This is a genomic window from Acinetobacter sp. AB03 (genome assembly GCF_058107045.1).
The window spans coordinates 1,163,099-1,178,916 of record NZ_JBUEBA010000002.1; the positions used below are offsets into that span (position 1 = coordinate 1,163,099).

The 15,818-nt window shown below is 41.6% G+C and carries 10 protein-coding genes; all 10 read right to left on the reverse strand.

The genetic code is table 11. The annotated features are described in order from the left end of the window. Nucleotides 1-430 precede the first annotated feature (430 nt). The 10 genes from mutS to ACY3FQ_RS06090 all read right to left on the reverse strand — a co-directional run bounded on the left by mutS (nucleotide 431) and on the right by ACY3FQ_RS06090 (nucleotide 15,298). The gene (gene mutS / locus ACY3FQ_RS06045; protein WP_279732608.1) at nucleotides 431-3,064 is read right to left on the reverse strand and encodes a DNA mismatch repair protein MutS; all 2,634 of its coding nucleotides are present in this window, start codon (nucleotides 3,062-3,064) and stop codon (nucleotides 431-433) included. A 252-nt stretch (nucleotides 3,065-3,316) separates the two neighbouring features. Continuing rightward, a complete protein-coding gene (locus ACY3FQ_RS06050; RefSeq protein ID WP_489773701.1) occupies nucleotides 3,317-5,323 on the reverse strand; it encodes an esterase/lipase family protein in 2,007 nt (668 codons plus the stop codon). Between the two features lie 132 nt (nucleotides 5,324-5,455). Continuing rightward, nucleotides 5,456-6,358 (reverse strand): ABUW_2363 family tetratricopeptide repeat lipoprotein, encoded by a 903-nt coding sequence (locus ACY3FQ_RS06055; protein WP_218288303.1) that lies wholly within the window; start codon nucleotides 6,356-6,358, stop codon nucleotides 5,456-5,458. A 123-nt stretch (nucleotides 6,359-6,481) separates the two neighbouring features. Beyond that, nucleotides 6,482-7,291 (reverse strand): serine O-acetyltransferase, encoded by an 810-nt coding sequence (cysE, locus tag ACY3FQ_RS06060; protein ID WP_004696365.1) that lies wholly within the window; start codon nucleotides 7,289-7,291, stop codon nucleotides 6,482-6,484. Beyond that, entirely contained in the window at nucleotides 7,284-8,132 is an 849-nt protein-coding gene (locus ACY3FQ_RS06065) for an RNA methyltransferase (protein WP_279043940.1), read from the reverse strand. Before ACY3FQ_RS06065 ends, cysE begins: the two co-directional genes overlap by 8 nt. Before the next feature lie 33 nt (nucleotides 8,133-8,165). Then, complete coding sequence (gene dnaE, locus ACY3FQ_RS06070) at nucleotides 8,166-11,735, reverse strand: DNA polymerase III subunit alpha (RefSeq protein ID WP_489773702.1); 3,570 nt, start codon at nucleotides 11,733-11,735, stop codon at nucleotides 8,166-8,168. Nucleotides 11,736-11,919: 184 nt separating this feature from the next. Beyond that, entirely contained in the window at nucleotides 11,920-12,549 is a 630-nt protein-coding gene (locus ACY3FQ_RS06075) for a hypothetical protein (RefSeq protein WP_489773703.1), read from the reverse strand. An 85-nt stretch (nucleotides 12,550-12,634) separates the two neighbouring features. Then, nucleotides 12,635-13,330 carry a methionine ABC transporter permease gene (locus tag ACY3FQ_RS06080; RefSeq protein WP_004696373.1) on the reverse strand — a complete coding sequence of 232 codons (696 nt, stop codon included), beginning with the start codon at nucleotides 13,328-13,330 and terminating at the stop codon, nucleotides 12,635-12,637. After that, nucleotides 13,327-14,352 (reverse strand): methionine ABC transporter ATP-binding protein, encoded by a 1,026-nt coding sequence (locus ACY3FQ_RS06085; protein WP_126037103.1) that lies wholly within the window; start codon nucleotides 14,350-14,352, stop codon nucleotides 13,327-13,329. Before ACY3FQ_RS06085 ends, ACY3FQ_RS06080 begins: the two co-directional genes overlap by 4 nt. Nucleotides 14,353-14,425: 73 nt before the next feature. Further along, nucleotides 14,426-15,298, reverse strand: a complete 873-nt coding sequence (locus tag ACY3FQ_RS06090) for a MetQ/NlpA family ABC transporter substrate-binding protein (RefSeq protein WP_004982088.1) — start codon at nucleotides 15,296-15,298, stop codon at nucleotides 14,426-14,428. Between the last annotated feature and the right edge of the window lie 520 nt (nucleotides 15,299-15,818).

A 15,818-nucleotide genomic window follows, 5' to 3' on the forward strand; every position in this document is an offset into this window, starting at 1 on the left:
AACAATTGCTTTTATTGATATTTGTTATTTATATGCATGAAATAAGACTATGTTTATGATTTTTATTAGAATGTGTATTGATTTTAAAGGGGTTTTTATGGGAGAAATCGAGCTTTAAGAAATTATAGAAAACAATAACTTAAATAATAGTTTTTTAGGTGCAACTTATGTCACATCTGCAAATGGTAAAGAGATTCCAATATCAAAATCATTCCATGTAATTTTTGATCTGAATGCATAGAACTTAGTCATTTATGAGTTGGTATTACTAATCCATTAGTGAACTGATTGACCTGTATAAAAATTAAGTATGATTGAGTTTCTTGCTGTTAAATTTGATAAAAACTGAATATTCTGCTGAAAACCGCTTTTAACAATAAAAGAGACCGTCATTTTGACGGTCTAAATGGGTTACAAAAATAGAAAACTACTATGAATGTAACTGATCTTTTAATGCATAAAGCTGCTGTAAAGCTTCACGTGGGCTTAAGTTATCGACATCAATGCTCTTGAGTAGTTCAAGTGCGGCAGAAGGTTTCTCAATTTCGACCACACGTTCAATGATTTCAAGTTCAGGCGTTTCTATCGCGGCAAACAAATCATTTTGAACGACTTTAGGTTTTTGCAGTTGTTGCTTCTCTAAAATTTTCAGACGATTTTGTGCTTCTTTGATCACACTGGCAGGAATACCAGCCAATTTTGCTACCTGTAAGCCGTGACTTTGGCTCGCTGGCCCATGTTGGACTTTATGTAACAAAATGAGGTTGCCGTTGAGTTCTTTTGCGGTGACATGGTAGTTATCAATAGCAGTTTCTTTGGCCAGTTCGGTCAGTTCAAAGTAGTGTGTGGCAAATAAACATAAGCATTTAATGCGTTTGGTTAAGTCAAGTACGCAAGCCCATGCCAAAGATAAACCATCATAGGTACTGGTGCCACGACCAACTTCATCCATCAAAACCAGTGACTGATTGGTTGCATGATGTAGGATTTGCGAGGTCTCGGTCATTTCCACCATAAAGGTCGATTTGCCTGTAGATAGGTCATCTGCAGAACCAATACGGGTAAAGATTCGATCAATAGGGCCTAAGACTGCTGATTGGGCTGGTACATATGAGCCACAATAGGCCAATAGGCTAATTAAAGCCGTTTGACGCATAAAGGTTGATTTACCCCCCATGTTAGGACCCGTAATAATGGCCATACGGTGGTTAAAATCAAGTGTCGTGTCATTCGGTGTAAATGAGGCTTTGTTCAAAGCCTCAACCACTGGATGACGTCCCGCAATAATTTTAACCCCAATTTCTGGACTATACTCAGGACGCGACCAATTGCGTAAGCGAGCCTGATGCGCAAAGTTAGCTAAGAGGTCGATCTGCGCAATAGCGCTGCTCATCATTTGTAAATGACCAATATCGGCTCGGAGTTCATCTAAAAGCATTTCGAACAGCATTTTTTCGCGGGCTAATGCACGGGACTCACTCGAAAGTACCTTATCTTCAAAGGTTTTCAGCTCAGGCGTGATATAACGCTCAGCATTTTTTAAGGTCTGACGACGAATGTAGTGATCAGGTGCTTGCTCGGCTTGCGCACGGGTCAATTCAATGTAATACCCGCTGACACGGTTATAGCCAATTTTTAAGGTCGAAATGCCAGTATTTTGACGTTCTTGAATTTCAAGGTCGATCAAGTACTGTCCTGCATGATCGCGGATTTTACGTAGTTCATCGAGTTCATGATCAAAACCTTCCGCTATCACATTTCCATCTCGTAAAAGCACAGGTGGATGTTCAACGATGGCAGACATTAAACGTTGATGTAAGCCATGGAAATCACCCAATTCCTCATTCAATTGGGTAATGAGTGCGGACTGTTTGCTTTGGATCACGGGTTGAATGGCATGACGTAAATAAGGGACTTGCGCACAGGCTTGGCGCAGTTGCACTAAGTCACGCGGACGGGCGCTACCTAAAGCCACCCGACTGAGGACACGTTCGATGTCTCCAATCTCTTTTAATACTAAACGGACTGGTGATTCATGGTAACCATCCACAAGACTCTTGGTGGCATCTAAACGTGCGTCTAAGAGCTTGGTATCACGTAACGGTTGCATCAGTGTACGACTAAGTAAACGTCCACCCATGGCTGTTTGACAGTCATTGATGAGTTGGAATAATGACGTGCCGTGTTCAAACAGAGGCTCAACTAGCTCTAAGTTTCTACGTGTCACAGGGTCAAGCGCAATGAAATCACTGCTTTGTTCAAGCTGAATAGAGCGAATATGCGGTAAGGCTGTTTTTTGCGTTTCTTTGGCATAATGAATCAGGGATGCTGCTGCTGCTTTGGCAAGTGGCAAATGGTCAATACCGAAACCGGCTAAAGTCGATACTGCAAACTGATCACATAAAGTTTTTTGTGCATTGTTTAGGTTAAAGTCGACATTTGGACGGCGTGTCACAGAGCAGTCGAGCAGTTTTTTAATGTGTTCAATGATATTGGGGTCGACAATATTTTCATCGACCAAAATTTCACTTGGCATGAGGCGAGACAGTTCAATACCGAGTTGTTCAAGTTGGAACTCTTGTTGCTGAACTTTGAATAAACCTGCACTCAAATCTAACAGTGCAATACCAATTTCGTTTTGTTGTACGCAAAGAGCGACAAGGTTTGAACTTTGATGTGCCGTCAGTAAAGCATCGTCAGTCAGTGTACCTGGTGTAATAATCCGGACAACGCCACGTTCAACAGGTGCCTTACCTGTAACTTCACCAATTTGCTCGCAGATGACGACGGTTTCGCCTTTTTTCACCAAGCGAGCAAGGTAGCCTTCAGCTGCATGGTAAGGAACACCTGCCATAGGGATGGGTTCACCATTGGCTTTGCCACGATGGGTCAGAGTAATTCCGAGAAGTTTAGCGGCCTTGTGTGCATCTTCAAAAAATAGCTCGTAGAAGTCACCCATACGATAGAACATCAAAGAGTGCGGATGTTGCATTTTGACGCCCATGTACTGTTGCATCATGGGAGTGAGGGTGGACAAATCAGTTATGATTCCCGAATTGCTCATGTAGGTGAAATCCTTAAATCTTTGAAAATGCACAATATAAAAATAGACCGAGCGACACCGCTTACCGTATGTATTTATGCGTTATGAACAGCTATTGTATGAATGGCAATATCTTAGCAAAATTGAAAACGACTAAACAATAAATCATCTATAAAGCGAACAGTTGTTAAACATCCAAGTGATTATTGCTGTAGGCCTTAGGCGTAAAGCAAAAATAAAAAAGCCTAAACAGATGTTTAGGCTTTTTTATTTTTAAGGCTTATACAGACCGAGTTCAGTCAGGTGCAACCGCAGGATACGACGTAACTCCAGAACAGCTTCAGGCGTTTCTTGAATAGAATGTCCCCCTTTAATAATCTTCTCAGACAATGCACCATCTAGATGGGCACTCGTATAAGGCACGACATCGTCTGTAATGATATTGAGGTCATCACTTTTAGTTGCATTCCCCATGATGCTGTGGAATTTCATGCCCTTGTATGGAACGACGTTTTTAGTTAATCGAGTAAAGTTAGAGTTTTTGCTGAGATCACTTGGCCCATTTTGAATGAGTCCATTATCTACATCTTTAATGAAGGCTTGTAGGTCAGGGTCACTACTTTGTATAACATCGGACAGTGCTCCCAAAAACGCACCAGGTAGACGAATGACTTTACGTGCTGCAAGGGTAAACCAGCGGTCAGCAAACTCTGTCCCACGATGTGGGGCTGCTAAGAAAATGGCCCGACTGAAGTTTGGAATTGGTTGAATGTCGAGGCGTGATTTAAATAGAGGGTCATTTTTAAATTGTTGCGCACGTCGATTGGGTAGCAGTTTCATTGCCGCAGGGGTTAAGTCAGCATCGCTCACCAAAAGCCGCGCAATAATACCGCCCATACTATGACCCACTAGCACGGCATCCTTTTTGGCAGGCGCTTTGCTATCGACCAAATTAAAACTTTGTTGAATGATTGCATAGATTTGGAAACGACTTTCTAAAATTGGCATATTGGTCGAGTAGAACACTTGCCAAACTTGATAGTGCTCACGTAGCACGGGGTCGCCCATGACATCATTCGTCAAACGAATCCATGCCTCTGGACTGCTGGCTAGACCGTGAACGAGCACCACCACTTTTTTATTTGGGTTGTACGGCTCAAGCATGTATAGATGCGGCATGGTGAGGCGTGCATCACGATCAATCAGTGATAAATACGCGGCTTTACCTAAATTGTTTTGTGCCAACCATAAGCCATAAGGCGCAGAAAAGTTTGCAGCAAGAGGGTAACTTTTGCCTGCAATTTTCGCAGATTCAAACTTATAGGGATCATAAGCTGAGATTTCAAACTCAGGGTTGTTTAAGATCTCATCGATACTAGATGCAGAGCGTGGCTGTGCGGTAATAGTCGCTGCTAAATAACGGGCATTGTGAATGTTGGGATTACGACCATTGGTGTACTGATAATGCAGTGGATCGACAATATATTTGGCTTTTTCAGGTGAGGTGTCATTGTGCTCAGGTGGGAGGACAATCAGAAACTCTGACCCAAAACCATCGCGACGTGTGATAGAGCGTAGGCCTGAAAAGTTCATATTGTAAGTTGACATCAGTTGTTCAACTTGACGGTTTTTTAAAAGTGGGTAGTTGTCATAATTAATACGGTAAATACTTTGCCCCACTTTTATTTGATTGCCGACTTCAGATGGCCCATGGCGTAAGCCATAACTATTTACAAGCTTAGCGATAGCTTGGTTATAAAAGTCACGGAGTTGGACTTGACGGTTATCAAAAATACGGTCTTGGGGGCCACGTTTGGTGCTAAACATGTAGGCATAACTATAGCGAATACTTTTATCTAGCATGCCAAGTTGTTGATCTAGGCAGCTTTGGTAGTTTTGTTTTTGTAGCGCCTGTTTTTCTTCAGACTGGGTCTTGGCTAAAATACTCACTTTACAGGCTGATGATTTTTCTAAGGAGAGTGCTTTAGCGAGATAAAGTTCGCTGGCAGTAGAGAGGAGCTGTTCATCTTGAATTTGTGGAATTTGTTTGAGTTCATTGACACATTCTTCAGGTTGCTCTGAACAGATTTTGGCTTCTCGACCCGTCATAGACAGCACGTTTAGACTCGCTTCACTGAGCTTATCCCGCGTTAAAATACTCTCACGCTCATTGGTAATCGTGACGTTCAGTGATTGATTTTTCACACTGACCACTTGGCAACCACTCAAAAACGAAACTAGAGTGGTCATCATCAAGGTGCTACGGATGTATTTAGGCATAAAAAGCGTCGACTACTGTTTATTCTTTTGAATTTTTTAAATCATACGATAATTCTCGGATTTATCAATTCGCCTAAAATAAAAATAGACCGAAAATTCGGTCTATTTTTAGGTGCATCATAGGTGATGGGATTATTTTGCAGTATTTAGAACTTGCCAAACATTCCAACGACCTTGTTTTTCAATTTCATTAATCAAGCGATCCGCAACTTCAGCTTCTTGTGGATATTTCAATTTGTAGTTTTTCAAGGTTTGCACCGCATTTTTCTTTTGTTCCATAGCAATGTAGTTATTTGCTGTCGCTAAATAGGCTTCTTGAACACCAGCTTTCATTGCTTTATCGAGGTATGGCATCGCTTCGCGTTGACCACCACCTTCAGACAAAGCAAAACCGAACCAGAAGTTTGCTTCAGGGTCTTCTTGGTTAATTTTTAAAATACGCTGTGCATAAGCCAAAGACTTGGTGGTATAGACTGAACCAAGGTCTAAATTACGTGCCATAACGCTGGCTTTGAATGCACGAACCAGTACATCAAATGAAGCATTGTCTTTCGATGCTAACGTATCAAGCTGTTGTGTCACTTCTTTTAGTTTTAACTCAAAACCTTTACGTTCTTGGCGTTCCGTAAAGCGCGGTGGGTAGTGACGGGCTTTGCCTTCAACCAACTGTAAGAAGTCATCAATTTCAGTAATGTCGACTTCATTGTCGCCCGCCAGTACGGCAAACTTCAACTGACGGTCTTTGCTGTTTACGGTTGGAATAATCAGTTTATTGGTGTCTAAAACCATTTTTTTAGATGGATCGTCAGAGCGAGTCACTTCCATTTTTGTTACAGGCTGAGCCGCTGCTTTTTTTAAGTTAATTTCAAATGGAGGTGGCGCATCATAATTAAATGGATTGAGTGCATAAAATGGTGCAGTTAATTCAGGCTCTGTAAAAACGATGGTATCGTTGTTATTCTTCGTTGGGTTTGAGCTACACGCTGTTAAAAACGAGACAGCAAGAACAGCAACCGCTAAGGGTTTAAGCATCATAAGGTTCTTCCATTCATTATTTTAAGAAGTGGTATAAAAGGCATGTTCGTCAGTCTAAAAAAACTCTGATGAACATGCAAGGTTTGCTATAGGCAGGTTTTCAAAAACTAACACTTTTCATGTTTAGTCGTTAGATGGCAGGCTTTGAGCTTCACATTCGCGGCGTACATCTTCCAAAATTTTCAATTCTTCAGCACTAAAGGGTTGTTCATTTTGTTGTTGCTTTTTAAAAGTTGGATCAAGTAAAGACAAACGTTGGCAAAGGGTATTCATCCGTTTTTCATTCAACTGAATGCGGTCAAGTAGAACACGCATACCTTCAAGAATTGGATCAGACTGGTCTTGCGTTGCAGCATAAGGTTGGAAACCAATACTTTCAGCATAATCGCGACGACGTGTTTCTGCTTCATCTTTTGGTTTATCTTTAGAAATAAAGCGTGCAGGGTTACCAACTGCGGTGGTGTCGGCTGGAACAGCTTTGGTGACGACTGCATTTGAGCCGACTTTGGCATTTTTACCGACAGTAAAAGGGCCTAAAATTTTAGCACCAGCACCAACCACCACGCCGTCTTCTAAGGTCGGGTGACGTTTGCCTTTATTCCATGTGGTTCCACCTAAAGTGACACCGTGATATAAGGTCACATCGTCGCCAATTTCAGCGGTTTCACCAATCACGACGCCCATGCCATGGTCAATAAAAAAACGACGACCAATTTTAGCACCTGGGTGAATTTCAATACCTGTTGCAAAACGGCTAAAAGAAGACAATAAACGTGCTGAGCCTTTACATTCTTTTTTCCATAACTCATGCGCCATACGGTGCATGATCAAGGCATGAATGCCTGGATATGTGGTTAGAACTTCTAAAGTGTTTCGTGCCGCAGGATCGCGCGCGAATACAGCTTGTATATCTTCTTTGAGCTGTTTAAGCATTAGATTGATCCTCTGTTTGATCCGTATTTGACTTTTTCCATGTGCCATTGTTTAAGGCTTGTACACGACTAAAAATACCACGAAGTAAATGATATTCCATACGATCTAATTGTATACGTCCAAAAAGACGACGCAAGCGTAAAGGCAGTAATCGTGGATTTTTGGGGTCTAAAAATTCAATCTCGGCCAACATTTTTTCAATGTGCGGGTAGAACTGTTCCATTTGCTCATGGGTGACCAAAGGCTCATCCCATTGCATAGACTCAGTATCTGTGACAGGCATGGTTGCAGCTTCATCTTCACCGCTTTTCACAGCAGCCAGTGTGGCCATACGCATTTCATAACAAATCACTTGAATGGCTTGAGCCACATTTAGTACACCATAGTCTGTATTTACAGGAATGGTGACATGATAGTTAGCCATGGCCAGTTCTTCATTGGTCAGTCCGCGGTCTTCACGGCCAAATACAACAGCAACCTCTTGCTGATCATTCACCACTGCTGAAATTGATTTTTCAGCCGCGGGACGTGCGTCTAGCAAAGGCCAAGGAATGGTACGACTACGCGCACTGGTACCAAACACTAAATGGCAGTCTTTGATGGCATCGGCAAGAGTTTCAACGATTTCAATCTGCTCAATTAAATCAGTTGCACCCGCAGCTAAAGCATCGATATCCGGATGCGGATAGGTTTTTGGCGCAACCAACACCAGCTTTGAGAGTCCCATCGTTTTCATGGCGCGTAGTGCGCTACCAATGTTCGCAGGGAGTGTGGTATTGACCATGACAATACGCACATGGGAGAGATGCGCTGAAACAGCGGCATTGTCAAATTGGCTCATGATTTTTCCAATGAATCTTTAAAATTTAAATAATTAAGAGAACTGACCGACTTCAGCCTGATATAAGTCCATAGCATCATCCATGCTCATATCCGCAGGGGGCGGTGGTACATCTACAGGTTTGGCTTCTTCATAGCTCACCGCTTTGGCTGCTTTGGATTTGACTTGATATTCCACATGAAGATTTTCTTTACCAAAATAGTCACGCAGTTTAGAAAGTAGTTCATCCAGTGGCGCCACTTTCCAATTAATCCCTAAGTGTAATTCGGCCGTGGCATACGGGTAGTCCAACAGCAATTGTAGCGGAATGTGATTACACATATCGACATTACAAAAGGGTGCAAGAATATTTTTTAAATCTTGGCTCAGTGTTTTTGTACTATGTGTTGGGTCGAGACGAATTTGAATACAGTTAGCGCGCTTTTGGCGAATTTCATTCAGTGTAAATGCTTTGGTTAAGCGTCCCATTGGCCGGTCAAAACCTTCACGTTCGTAAATTTCACCTTCAATTACCACCACTTTTTCATTTTGAATGATGTCTTTGAAACGCATAAAACGTTCATGGTTCGCAGAGACTTCGATCCGTGAGGTACCATCATCTAAGGTCACCATCATTCGGTTCGGGAAGTTAGCTACATCAACCACAAGACCTGCAAAAACCGTAGTAACACCACGACGAGTTGGGGTAAGTTCATTAATTTTATTCGGAATAAACGCTTTCAACTCAGTGCGATAGACATCAATTGGGTGGCCGGTTAAATACAACCCTAGAGTGTCTTTTTCACCTTTGAGACGGACTTCATCTGACCAAGGTTTAACAGGTTTGGCGGGTTTACGTTGTACTTCTTCAACCTCACCAAACAAGTCCATGATGCCTGTTTCACGGTTTGAGCGAGCTTGATCTGCCGCTTGTACCGCTTCAGGTAGCTGCGCCATTAGACTTGAGCGCTCAATGCCGAGGCAGTCTAAAGCACCTGAGCGAATCAATGCTTCTAAAGTCCGTTTATTGATTTTTTTCAGATCAATACGATGGCAGAAATCAAACAAGTCACGATAAGGCCCATCTTGAATACGCGAGTCAATGACCGACTGCATCGCCGCTTCACCGACACCTTTAATTGCGCCGAGTCCATAAACGATCGTTTTGTCGTCCGAAGCATGGAATTGATAGATAGACATATTGACCGAAGGCGGCAATACCTCTATATCATTGTGTCGACAGTCGTCAATCAAGAACACCACGTTATCGGTGTTTTGCATTTCCGAAGACATCACCGCTGCTAAGAATTCAGCTGGATAATGCGCTTTGAGCCATGCCGTTTGATAGGCCACTAAGGCATAAGCTGCGGCATGCGATTTGTTAAAGCCATAACCTGCGAACTTTTCCATATAGTCAAAGATATGGTTGGCAGTGGCTTCATCAATATCTTTTTTGGCTGCACCTTCCGTGAAAATTTGGCGCTGTTTGACCATTTCTTCGGGCTTTTTCTTACCCATCGCACGACGTAGTAAGTCCGCACCACCCAAGCTATAGCCCGCACAATATTGTGCTGCCTGCATTACCTGTTCTTGGTAAACCATAATGCCGTAAGTCGGCTCAAGTACACCTTCAAGTAGGGGATGGAGGTACTCAAACTCGCCACCATGCATACGGTGGATAAAGTCAGGAATCAGGTCCATCGGACCCGGACGGTAAAGGGATACGAAGGCGATAATTTCTTCAAATTTACTTGGACGTGCTTCCTTGAGCATTTTTTTCATGCCCACGGATTCAAACTGGAAGACCGCTGTGGTGTTGGCATTGGCAAAGATGAGGTATGCATCTTTGTCATCAAGCGGAATGAAAGCAATGTCTAAAGGCACATCAAGTTTAATGCGCTTATTGATATTCTTCACGGCATCTTCAATGACCGTTAAGTTGCGCAGACCCAAGAAGTCGAACTTTACTAGACCTGCAGACTCAACATCGTCTTTATCGTACTGCGCAACACGGCCTGTACCATCTGCGTCACATAGGACGGCAGAAAAGTCGGTAATTTTAGTCGGGGAAATGACCACGCCACCTGCGTGTTTACCTGTGTTACGGGTAATGCCTTCGAGTTTTAATGCCATTTCCCAAATTTCAGCCGCATCGTCATTGTCTGGGTTGGATGGGTTGGTGACAATATCTTTAAGCTGTGGCTCTGCTTCAATGGACTCTTCAAGGCTTAGACCTAAAGGCTTGGTCGGAATCATTTTTGAGATTCGGTCTGCCAAACCATAGGATTTACCCAAAACACGTGCCACGTCACGAATGGCGCCTTTGGCTGCCATGGTACCGAAAGTGGCAATTTGTGATACTGCATCGCGTCCGTATGTACGCGCCACATAGTCAATGACACGGTCACGACCAGCAATACAGAAATCGACATCGAAATCGGGCATTGAAACACGTTCTGGGTTTAAGAAGCGTTCGAACAGCAGCCCATATGGGAGAGGATCGAGATCCGTAATTTTTAAGCTGTAGGCAACAAGTGAACCTGCACCTGAACCACGACCTGGGCCAACGGGAACACCATTACCTTTGGACCATTGGATGAAGTCCATGACAATCAAGAAGTAGCCTGGGAAACCCATTTTAAGAATGGTCCCGATTTCATACTCTAAACGATCATCGTATTCTTTACGTTTTTCAGGCCAGTATTCATCACGCGTTTCTGGTGGATATAAAAAGTCTAAACGTTCTTCTAAACCTTCTTTGGATAAATGTGCAAAGTAGGTGTCGATGGTATGGCCTTCAGGAATAGGGTAGTCAGGCAGGAAGTATTTACCTAATTGCAGCGTGACGTTACAACGTTTGGCAATCTGATAAGTATTTTCAAGTGCAGAGGGAATGTCTGCAAATAATTCTGCCATTTGTTGGCCAGACTTAAAATATTGCTCTGGAGAGTAATTCTTTGGTCGGCGGTTATCGCCTAATACATAACCATCGGCAATACAGACTCGGGCTTCATGTGCTTCAAAGTCGATTTCTTTCATGAAGTGCACATCGTTGTGCGCAACTACACCAATATTGTACTTTTTAGCCAGTTTTAAGGCTTCATAGTTGAAGTCATCTTCACCTGAGCGTTCTGTTCGACATAGAGCCAAATAAACCCGATTGCCAAATTTTGCAATCCATTCATCGAGTAAAGGTTCGGCTTTTTGCGGATTCGATGTACAGAGCATTTTGCCGACATCAGATCGCATGCCAAGTAGCGCAATCAGGTCATGGTTTTGTTCTAAAATCCAGTCTTTTGCAACGCAAGGAATATCAAGCTGTTGACCTCGGATAAAACCTTCTGAAACCAGTTCGGTTAGATTACGCCAGCCAACATTGCTCATCGCCAATAATGTCACGCGATGTTCAGCATCGTTCAAGCGAACTTCTGAACCCATAATCGGTTTGATGCCATTATCTAAGCATTTACCATAAAATTTTACAGCAGCGTGTAAGTTAGATAAGTCAGTAATGGCAAGGGCTGGCATACCTTCTGCCTTAGCAGCTTTGACTAAATCAGGTATACGTACAATTGATTCTGTGATTGAAAATTCTGTATGAATACCAAGATGTACAAAGTGCATAAGTGAGTCCCTGCAAAAACCGCTGAATAGTTTAACATGCTCTGCCTTCATTCTGAGTGCGATTCAAATGAATTGGCAAAATTTAATAGCACACAGTGTTTGGACTGTTTATTTTATTGTCAGTAAGTTCAAAACGACTTAGAAAAGACAATGTCACCCTTGTTCTTTGGCACAAAAAAAGCCTTTAGCAGGCCACTGCTTGCTGAATGGCAAAGCTGCTTAACCGTCCATTTTTAAAACCAAAGTTGAGATAAGCTGTGTAGGGTGGGGCAAAGTTTTGTGGTTCTTTTAGAAAGGCTTTGATTTCATTGGGCTGCAAGAGCAAAACTTGGGCTTCACCTGATGCTACTATGCCTTGTGAACTGTATTTAAAGTCTTGTTTAAACTGCTGCAAAGTATAATTCGGTGTGATCTGAATATTTTGCACGCGTATATTTTCGCTCATCGCTTGAGTGCTTTTCCAGTCAAGCCAAACACGGCCTTTGGTTTGACCGAGTTTTTTTAAACTCGTTTTGTCTTTATAGAATTTTTCAGTCAGAATCTTGGGATTATCTTCGTTAAAAATCTCAAATTTTAGGGTTTTGGGTTGGGCACTTCTAATACTGTATTCATAGTTGCCTGTACATTCGGCATATTGTTTGCTGATTTTTCCATTCAGAGGAGCGAGTAATTGACTGACTTGATGTGCTGTCACAGGTGCATTGAGTTCAACCTGATTCACTTTCACACTGGTGACGTAGTTATAGGGATTTGAAGCTGCATGGCCGAGCATCGGCAAAAGACTTAGACTGATCAATAGAGTTGTTATTTTCATCGTTATAGCTTTTAAAAATTTTGTTTGCCGCATTATATAAAATTTAGACCTAAAAAAAGCTCCCAATATTGAGAGCTTAATTTTGTTAGCGTAGTTTAGACAGCCAATCGCCAACGGATTGTACAATTTGCACCATGATCAACAGCACAATCACTGTGAGTATCACGACACTGGTGTCAAAACGTTGATAACCATAAGATATAGCAAGGTCACCAATACCGCCTGCACCCACTGCACCGGCCATCGCGGTTGCACCAATTAAGCTAATGGTGGCTGTGGTTAAGTTTAAAATCAGTGAACTGCGTGCTTCAGGTAAAATAAACTTAAAGATGATTTGTAGCGGAGTTGCACCCATTGCTTGTGCAGATTCGATAATCCCCTCATTCACTTCAAGTAATGAGGTTTCCACCAAACGACCAATGTATGGTCCAACATAAATGGTGAGCGGAACAATCGCTGCCCACGTGCCAATCGATGTGCCGACGATGAGTTTGGTTAAAGGTAAAACCGCAATCAGCAAAATAATAAAGGGCAGAGAGCGCAGAGCATTCACAATAGGGTTGAGACTGTGATAAATCGCTTTATTTGGCAAAATACCATCAGGACGTGTGACCAATAAAATGATGGCCTGAATAAAGCCCCAAATACAGCCAAATAGCATTGCAAAAAACACCATATGAAATGTTTCTTGCAAAGCAGTAATAAACTGGTCAATCGATAAAGAGCTTTTCCAAAAAGGCGCTGTGATTTGAGTTAACCACTGGACAATTAAATCTCTCATGCCAGCTCTCCTGATTGTTCAACAGCCACACCATGTTGTTTTAAAAACTCAACCGCTTCAGCAATCAGGCTTTCATCGCCCAAGAGCTGAACAAACATTTGTCCAATCACATTGCCATCAATTTCAATCATGTTGGCAAATAGGATATTCAGACTAATATCAAACTGTTTAATTAAGTTTTGAATTACGGTTTCGTGTGCAGAGTTACCCAGAAACTGTAAGCGGTAAATACTATGATGATGCTTATGTTCGAGGTTATTCAGAAGCTTAATAGGTAGTTGTTGATGCAAAATCGTTTGAATAAAATTCTGTGTCGTTGCATGTTGTGGACGACTAAACAGGTCCACTGTTTTTCCAGTTTCAACCACTTTACCGAGTTCCATCACGGCTACATGTGAGCAGATGCTTTGGATCACATCCATTTCATGCGTCACCATGACGATGGTAATGCCTTGCTCTTGATTGATTTTTTTGAGCAAGTCCAATACCGACTTGGTGGTTTGTGGGTCGAGTGCAGAAGTCGCTTCGTCACAAAGTAATATTTTAGGATGGTTGGCAAGCGCACGTGCAATGCCGACACGTTGTTTTTGACCACCCGAGAGCTCGTCTGGATAAGCTTCTTTTTTATGTTTGAGGTCAATAAACTCAAGTAGCTCATTCAAACGTTTTTCACGTTCAGCTTTGCTATAACCTAAAAGTTTCATGGGCATTTCAATATTGGCTGCAACGGTTTTGGTTTGCAGTAAATTAAAATGCTGGAAAATCATGCCAATATTTGCACGTTCTTGACGTAATGCTTTTGCATCTAATGCAGTAAAGTCTTTTTGATTGATAATCACTTGGCCTTGAGTTGGGCGTTCAAGTAAATTGATCAAACGAATGAGGGTACTTTTACCTGCACCACTATAGCCAATAACGCCAAAAATACTGCCTTCTGGAATGTCTAAATTGATTTGGTCCAGTGCAGGAATGGTTTGGCCTTTCAGCTGATAGTGCTTTGAAATGTTTTTAAATTGAATCATATCGTCAAAAACTACACAAAAATGAAAAAACAGGCAAAGAGACTTTGCCTGTTTCGTTGATTTGATTATATTACTATTTAGCTTGAGTAAGGTAGCTTACTGGCTTGTTCACATCAATTTTTGTGCCGCCAAAATGTTCTTGAACATATTTGCCTACTGCAGCGACATGGTAAAGCTCACCGACTTTTTTCAGTACAGGGTCATTTTGACGCGCTTCAGCCACAGCAAGTACGTTTACGTTCATTTTTGTGGTTTGATCGATTGGCTCATAGTAAATCGCATCTTTCAATACGTTTAGACCGCCTTCCATTGCAAGGGTATTACCCAAAACAATTGCATCCACTTCGTCTTTCACACGTACAGCCGTTGCCATTTGAATAGGCTTGATGACGAGAGCTTTGTTGTTTTCAACGATGTCTTTCGAAGTGCCTTTCACGAAGTCAAAGTCATTTTTTAACTTCACAAGACCCGCAGATTGTAATAATAACAATGCACGTGATTCGTTCGCACCATCATTCGGAATAGCAATCGTTGCACCATTTTTAAATTCAGCCAGTGTTTTTACTTTGCTTGAATAGATGCCCATTGGTTCTAAGTAGGTCGTTGAAAGAGGGGCAATCTTCGCTGTGTTCGCTTCGTTATATGCCACAAGGTAAGCATAAGATTGGAATGCATTTACATCGACTTCATTGTTAGCAACAGCAGTGTTCATTGCGACATAGTCAGTGAAGTTTTTAATGTCTAACTTTAGGCCAGCTGCTTTAGTTTCTGGCAAAGTTGCAATGTGGCGCCAAATATCAGCATCAGAACCAGTCGATGCGATGGTTACTGTTTGCTCAGCTGCTGCAGTATCCGTTTTAGCCGCATCTGTTGCAGGTGCTTCAGGTTTGCTACAACCCGTTAAAACAACAGATAAACCCAGCGCAATTCCTAGAATTTTTTTCATTTTTTCTTCCCGATTAAGCATCCAAAAGAGGCTTAACTTAGCTGAACAATAGAGAGATCAATTGATTTTAAATCAGGTATTCCTGATTTGATGCATATGACTGTAATGTGAGTTTTGGAAGTGTGCAATTCGATATCAGTCGAATATGTACTTTCACTTTGGAAAAGATTAACTTTTTCAACTCACTAGTAACATCTCTGCTCAATCGTTAAATTTTGCACATCATATCAATAAAGTAATATTCGATATAGAGCATAAAAGTTCAATACTTATCTGATTTAAAGATTAGTAATTTGCATTTTGTTTGTAATTTTACAATGAAAACAATATATTATTTTTAATTAATCTATTTAAAAATAATAATTTGCATAAATTTTGTGCTTTATAAGATTTTATCTAAACTAAATACAAAAAATAGATATAACGAGTATAAAGTGCAAAAAGTATGTCTCAGAATATAGGATGAATATAGCTATATCTTTAGAAATTAATTTATATTCATACGGATATATTTAAAAAA

Bases quoted from the DNA above. Each gene is read 5' to 3' on its own strand.
- mutS (WP_279732608.1), bottom strand. From the start codon at position 3,064: ATGAGCAATTCGGGAATCATAACTGATTTGTCCACCCTCACTCCCATG.
- ACY3FQ_RS06050 (WP_489773701.1), bottom strand. From the start codon at position 5,323: ATGCCTAAATACATCCGTAGCACCTTGATGATGACCACTCTAGTTTCG.
- ACY3FQ_RS06055 (WP_218288303.1), bottom strand. From the start codon at position 6,358: ATGATGCTTAAACCCTTAGCGGTTGCTGTTCTTGCTGTCTCGTTTTTA.
- cysE (WP_004696365.1), bottom strand. From the start codon at position 7,291: ATGCTTAAACAGCTCAAAGAAGATATACAAGCTGTATTCGCGCGCGAT.
- ACY3FQ_RS06065 (WP_279043940.1), bottom strand. From the start codon at position 8,132: ATGAGCCAATTTGACAATGCCGCTGTTTCAGCGCATCTCTCCCATGTG.
- dnaE (WP_489773702.1), bottom strand. From the start codon at position 11,735: ATGCACTTTGTACATCTTGGTATTCATACAGAATTTTCAATCACAGAA.
- ACY3FQ_RS06075 (WP_489773703.1), bottom strand. From the start codon at position 12,549: ATGAAAATAACAACTCTATTGATCAGTCTAAGTCTTTTGCCGATGCTC.
- ACY3FQ_RS06080 (WP_004696373.1), bottom strand. From the start codon at position 13,330: ATGAGAGATTTAATTGTCCAGTGGTTAACTCAAATCACAGCGCCTTTT.
- ACY3FQ_RS06085 (WP_126037103.1), bottom strand. From the start codon at position 14,352: ATGATTCAATTTAAAAACATTTCAAAGCACTATCAGCTGAAAGGCCAA.
- ACY3FQ_RS06090 (WP_004982088.1), bottom strand. From the start codon at position 15,298: ATGAAAAAAATTCTAGGAATTGCGCTGGGTTTATCTGTTGTTTTAACG.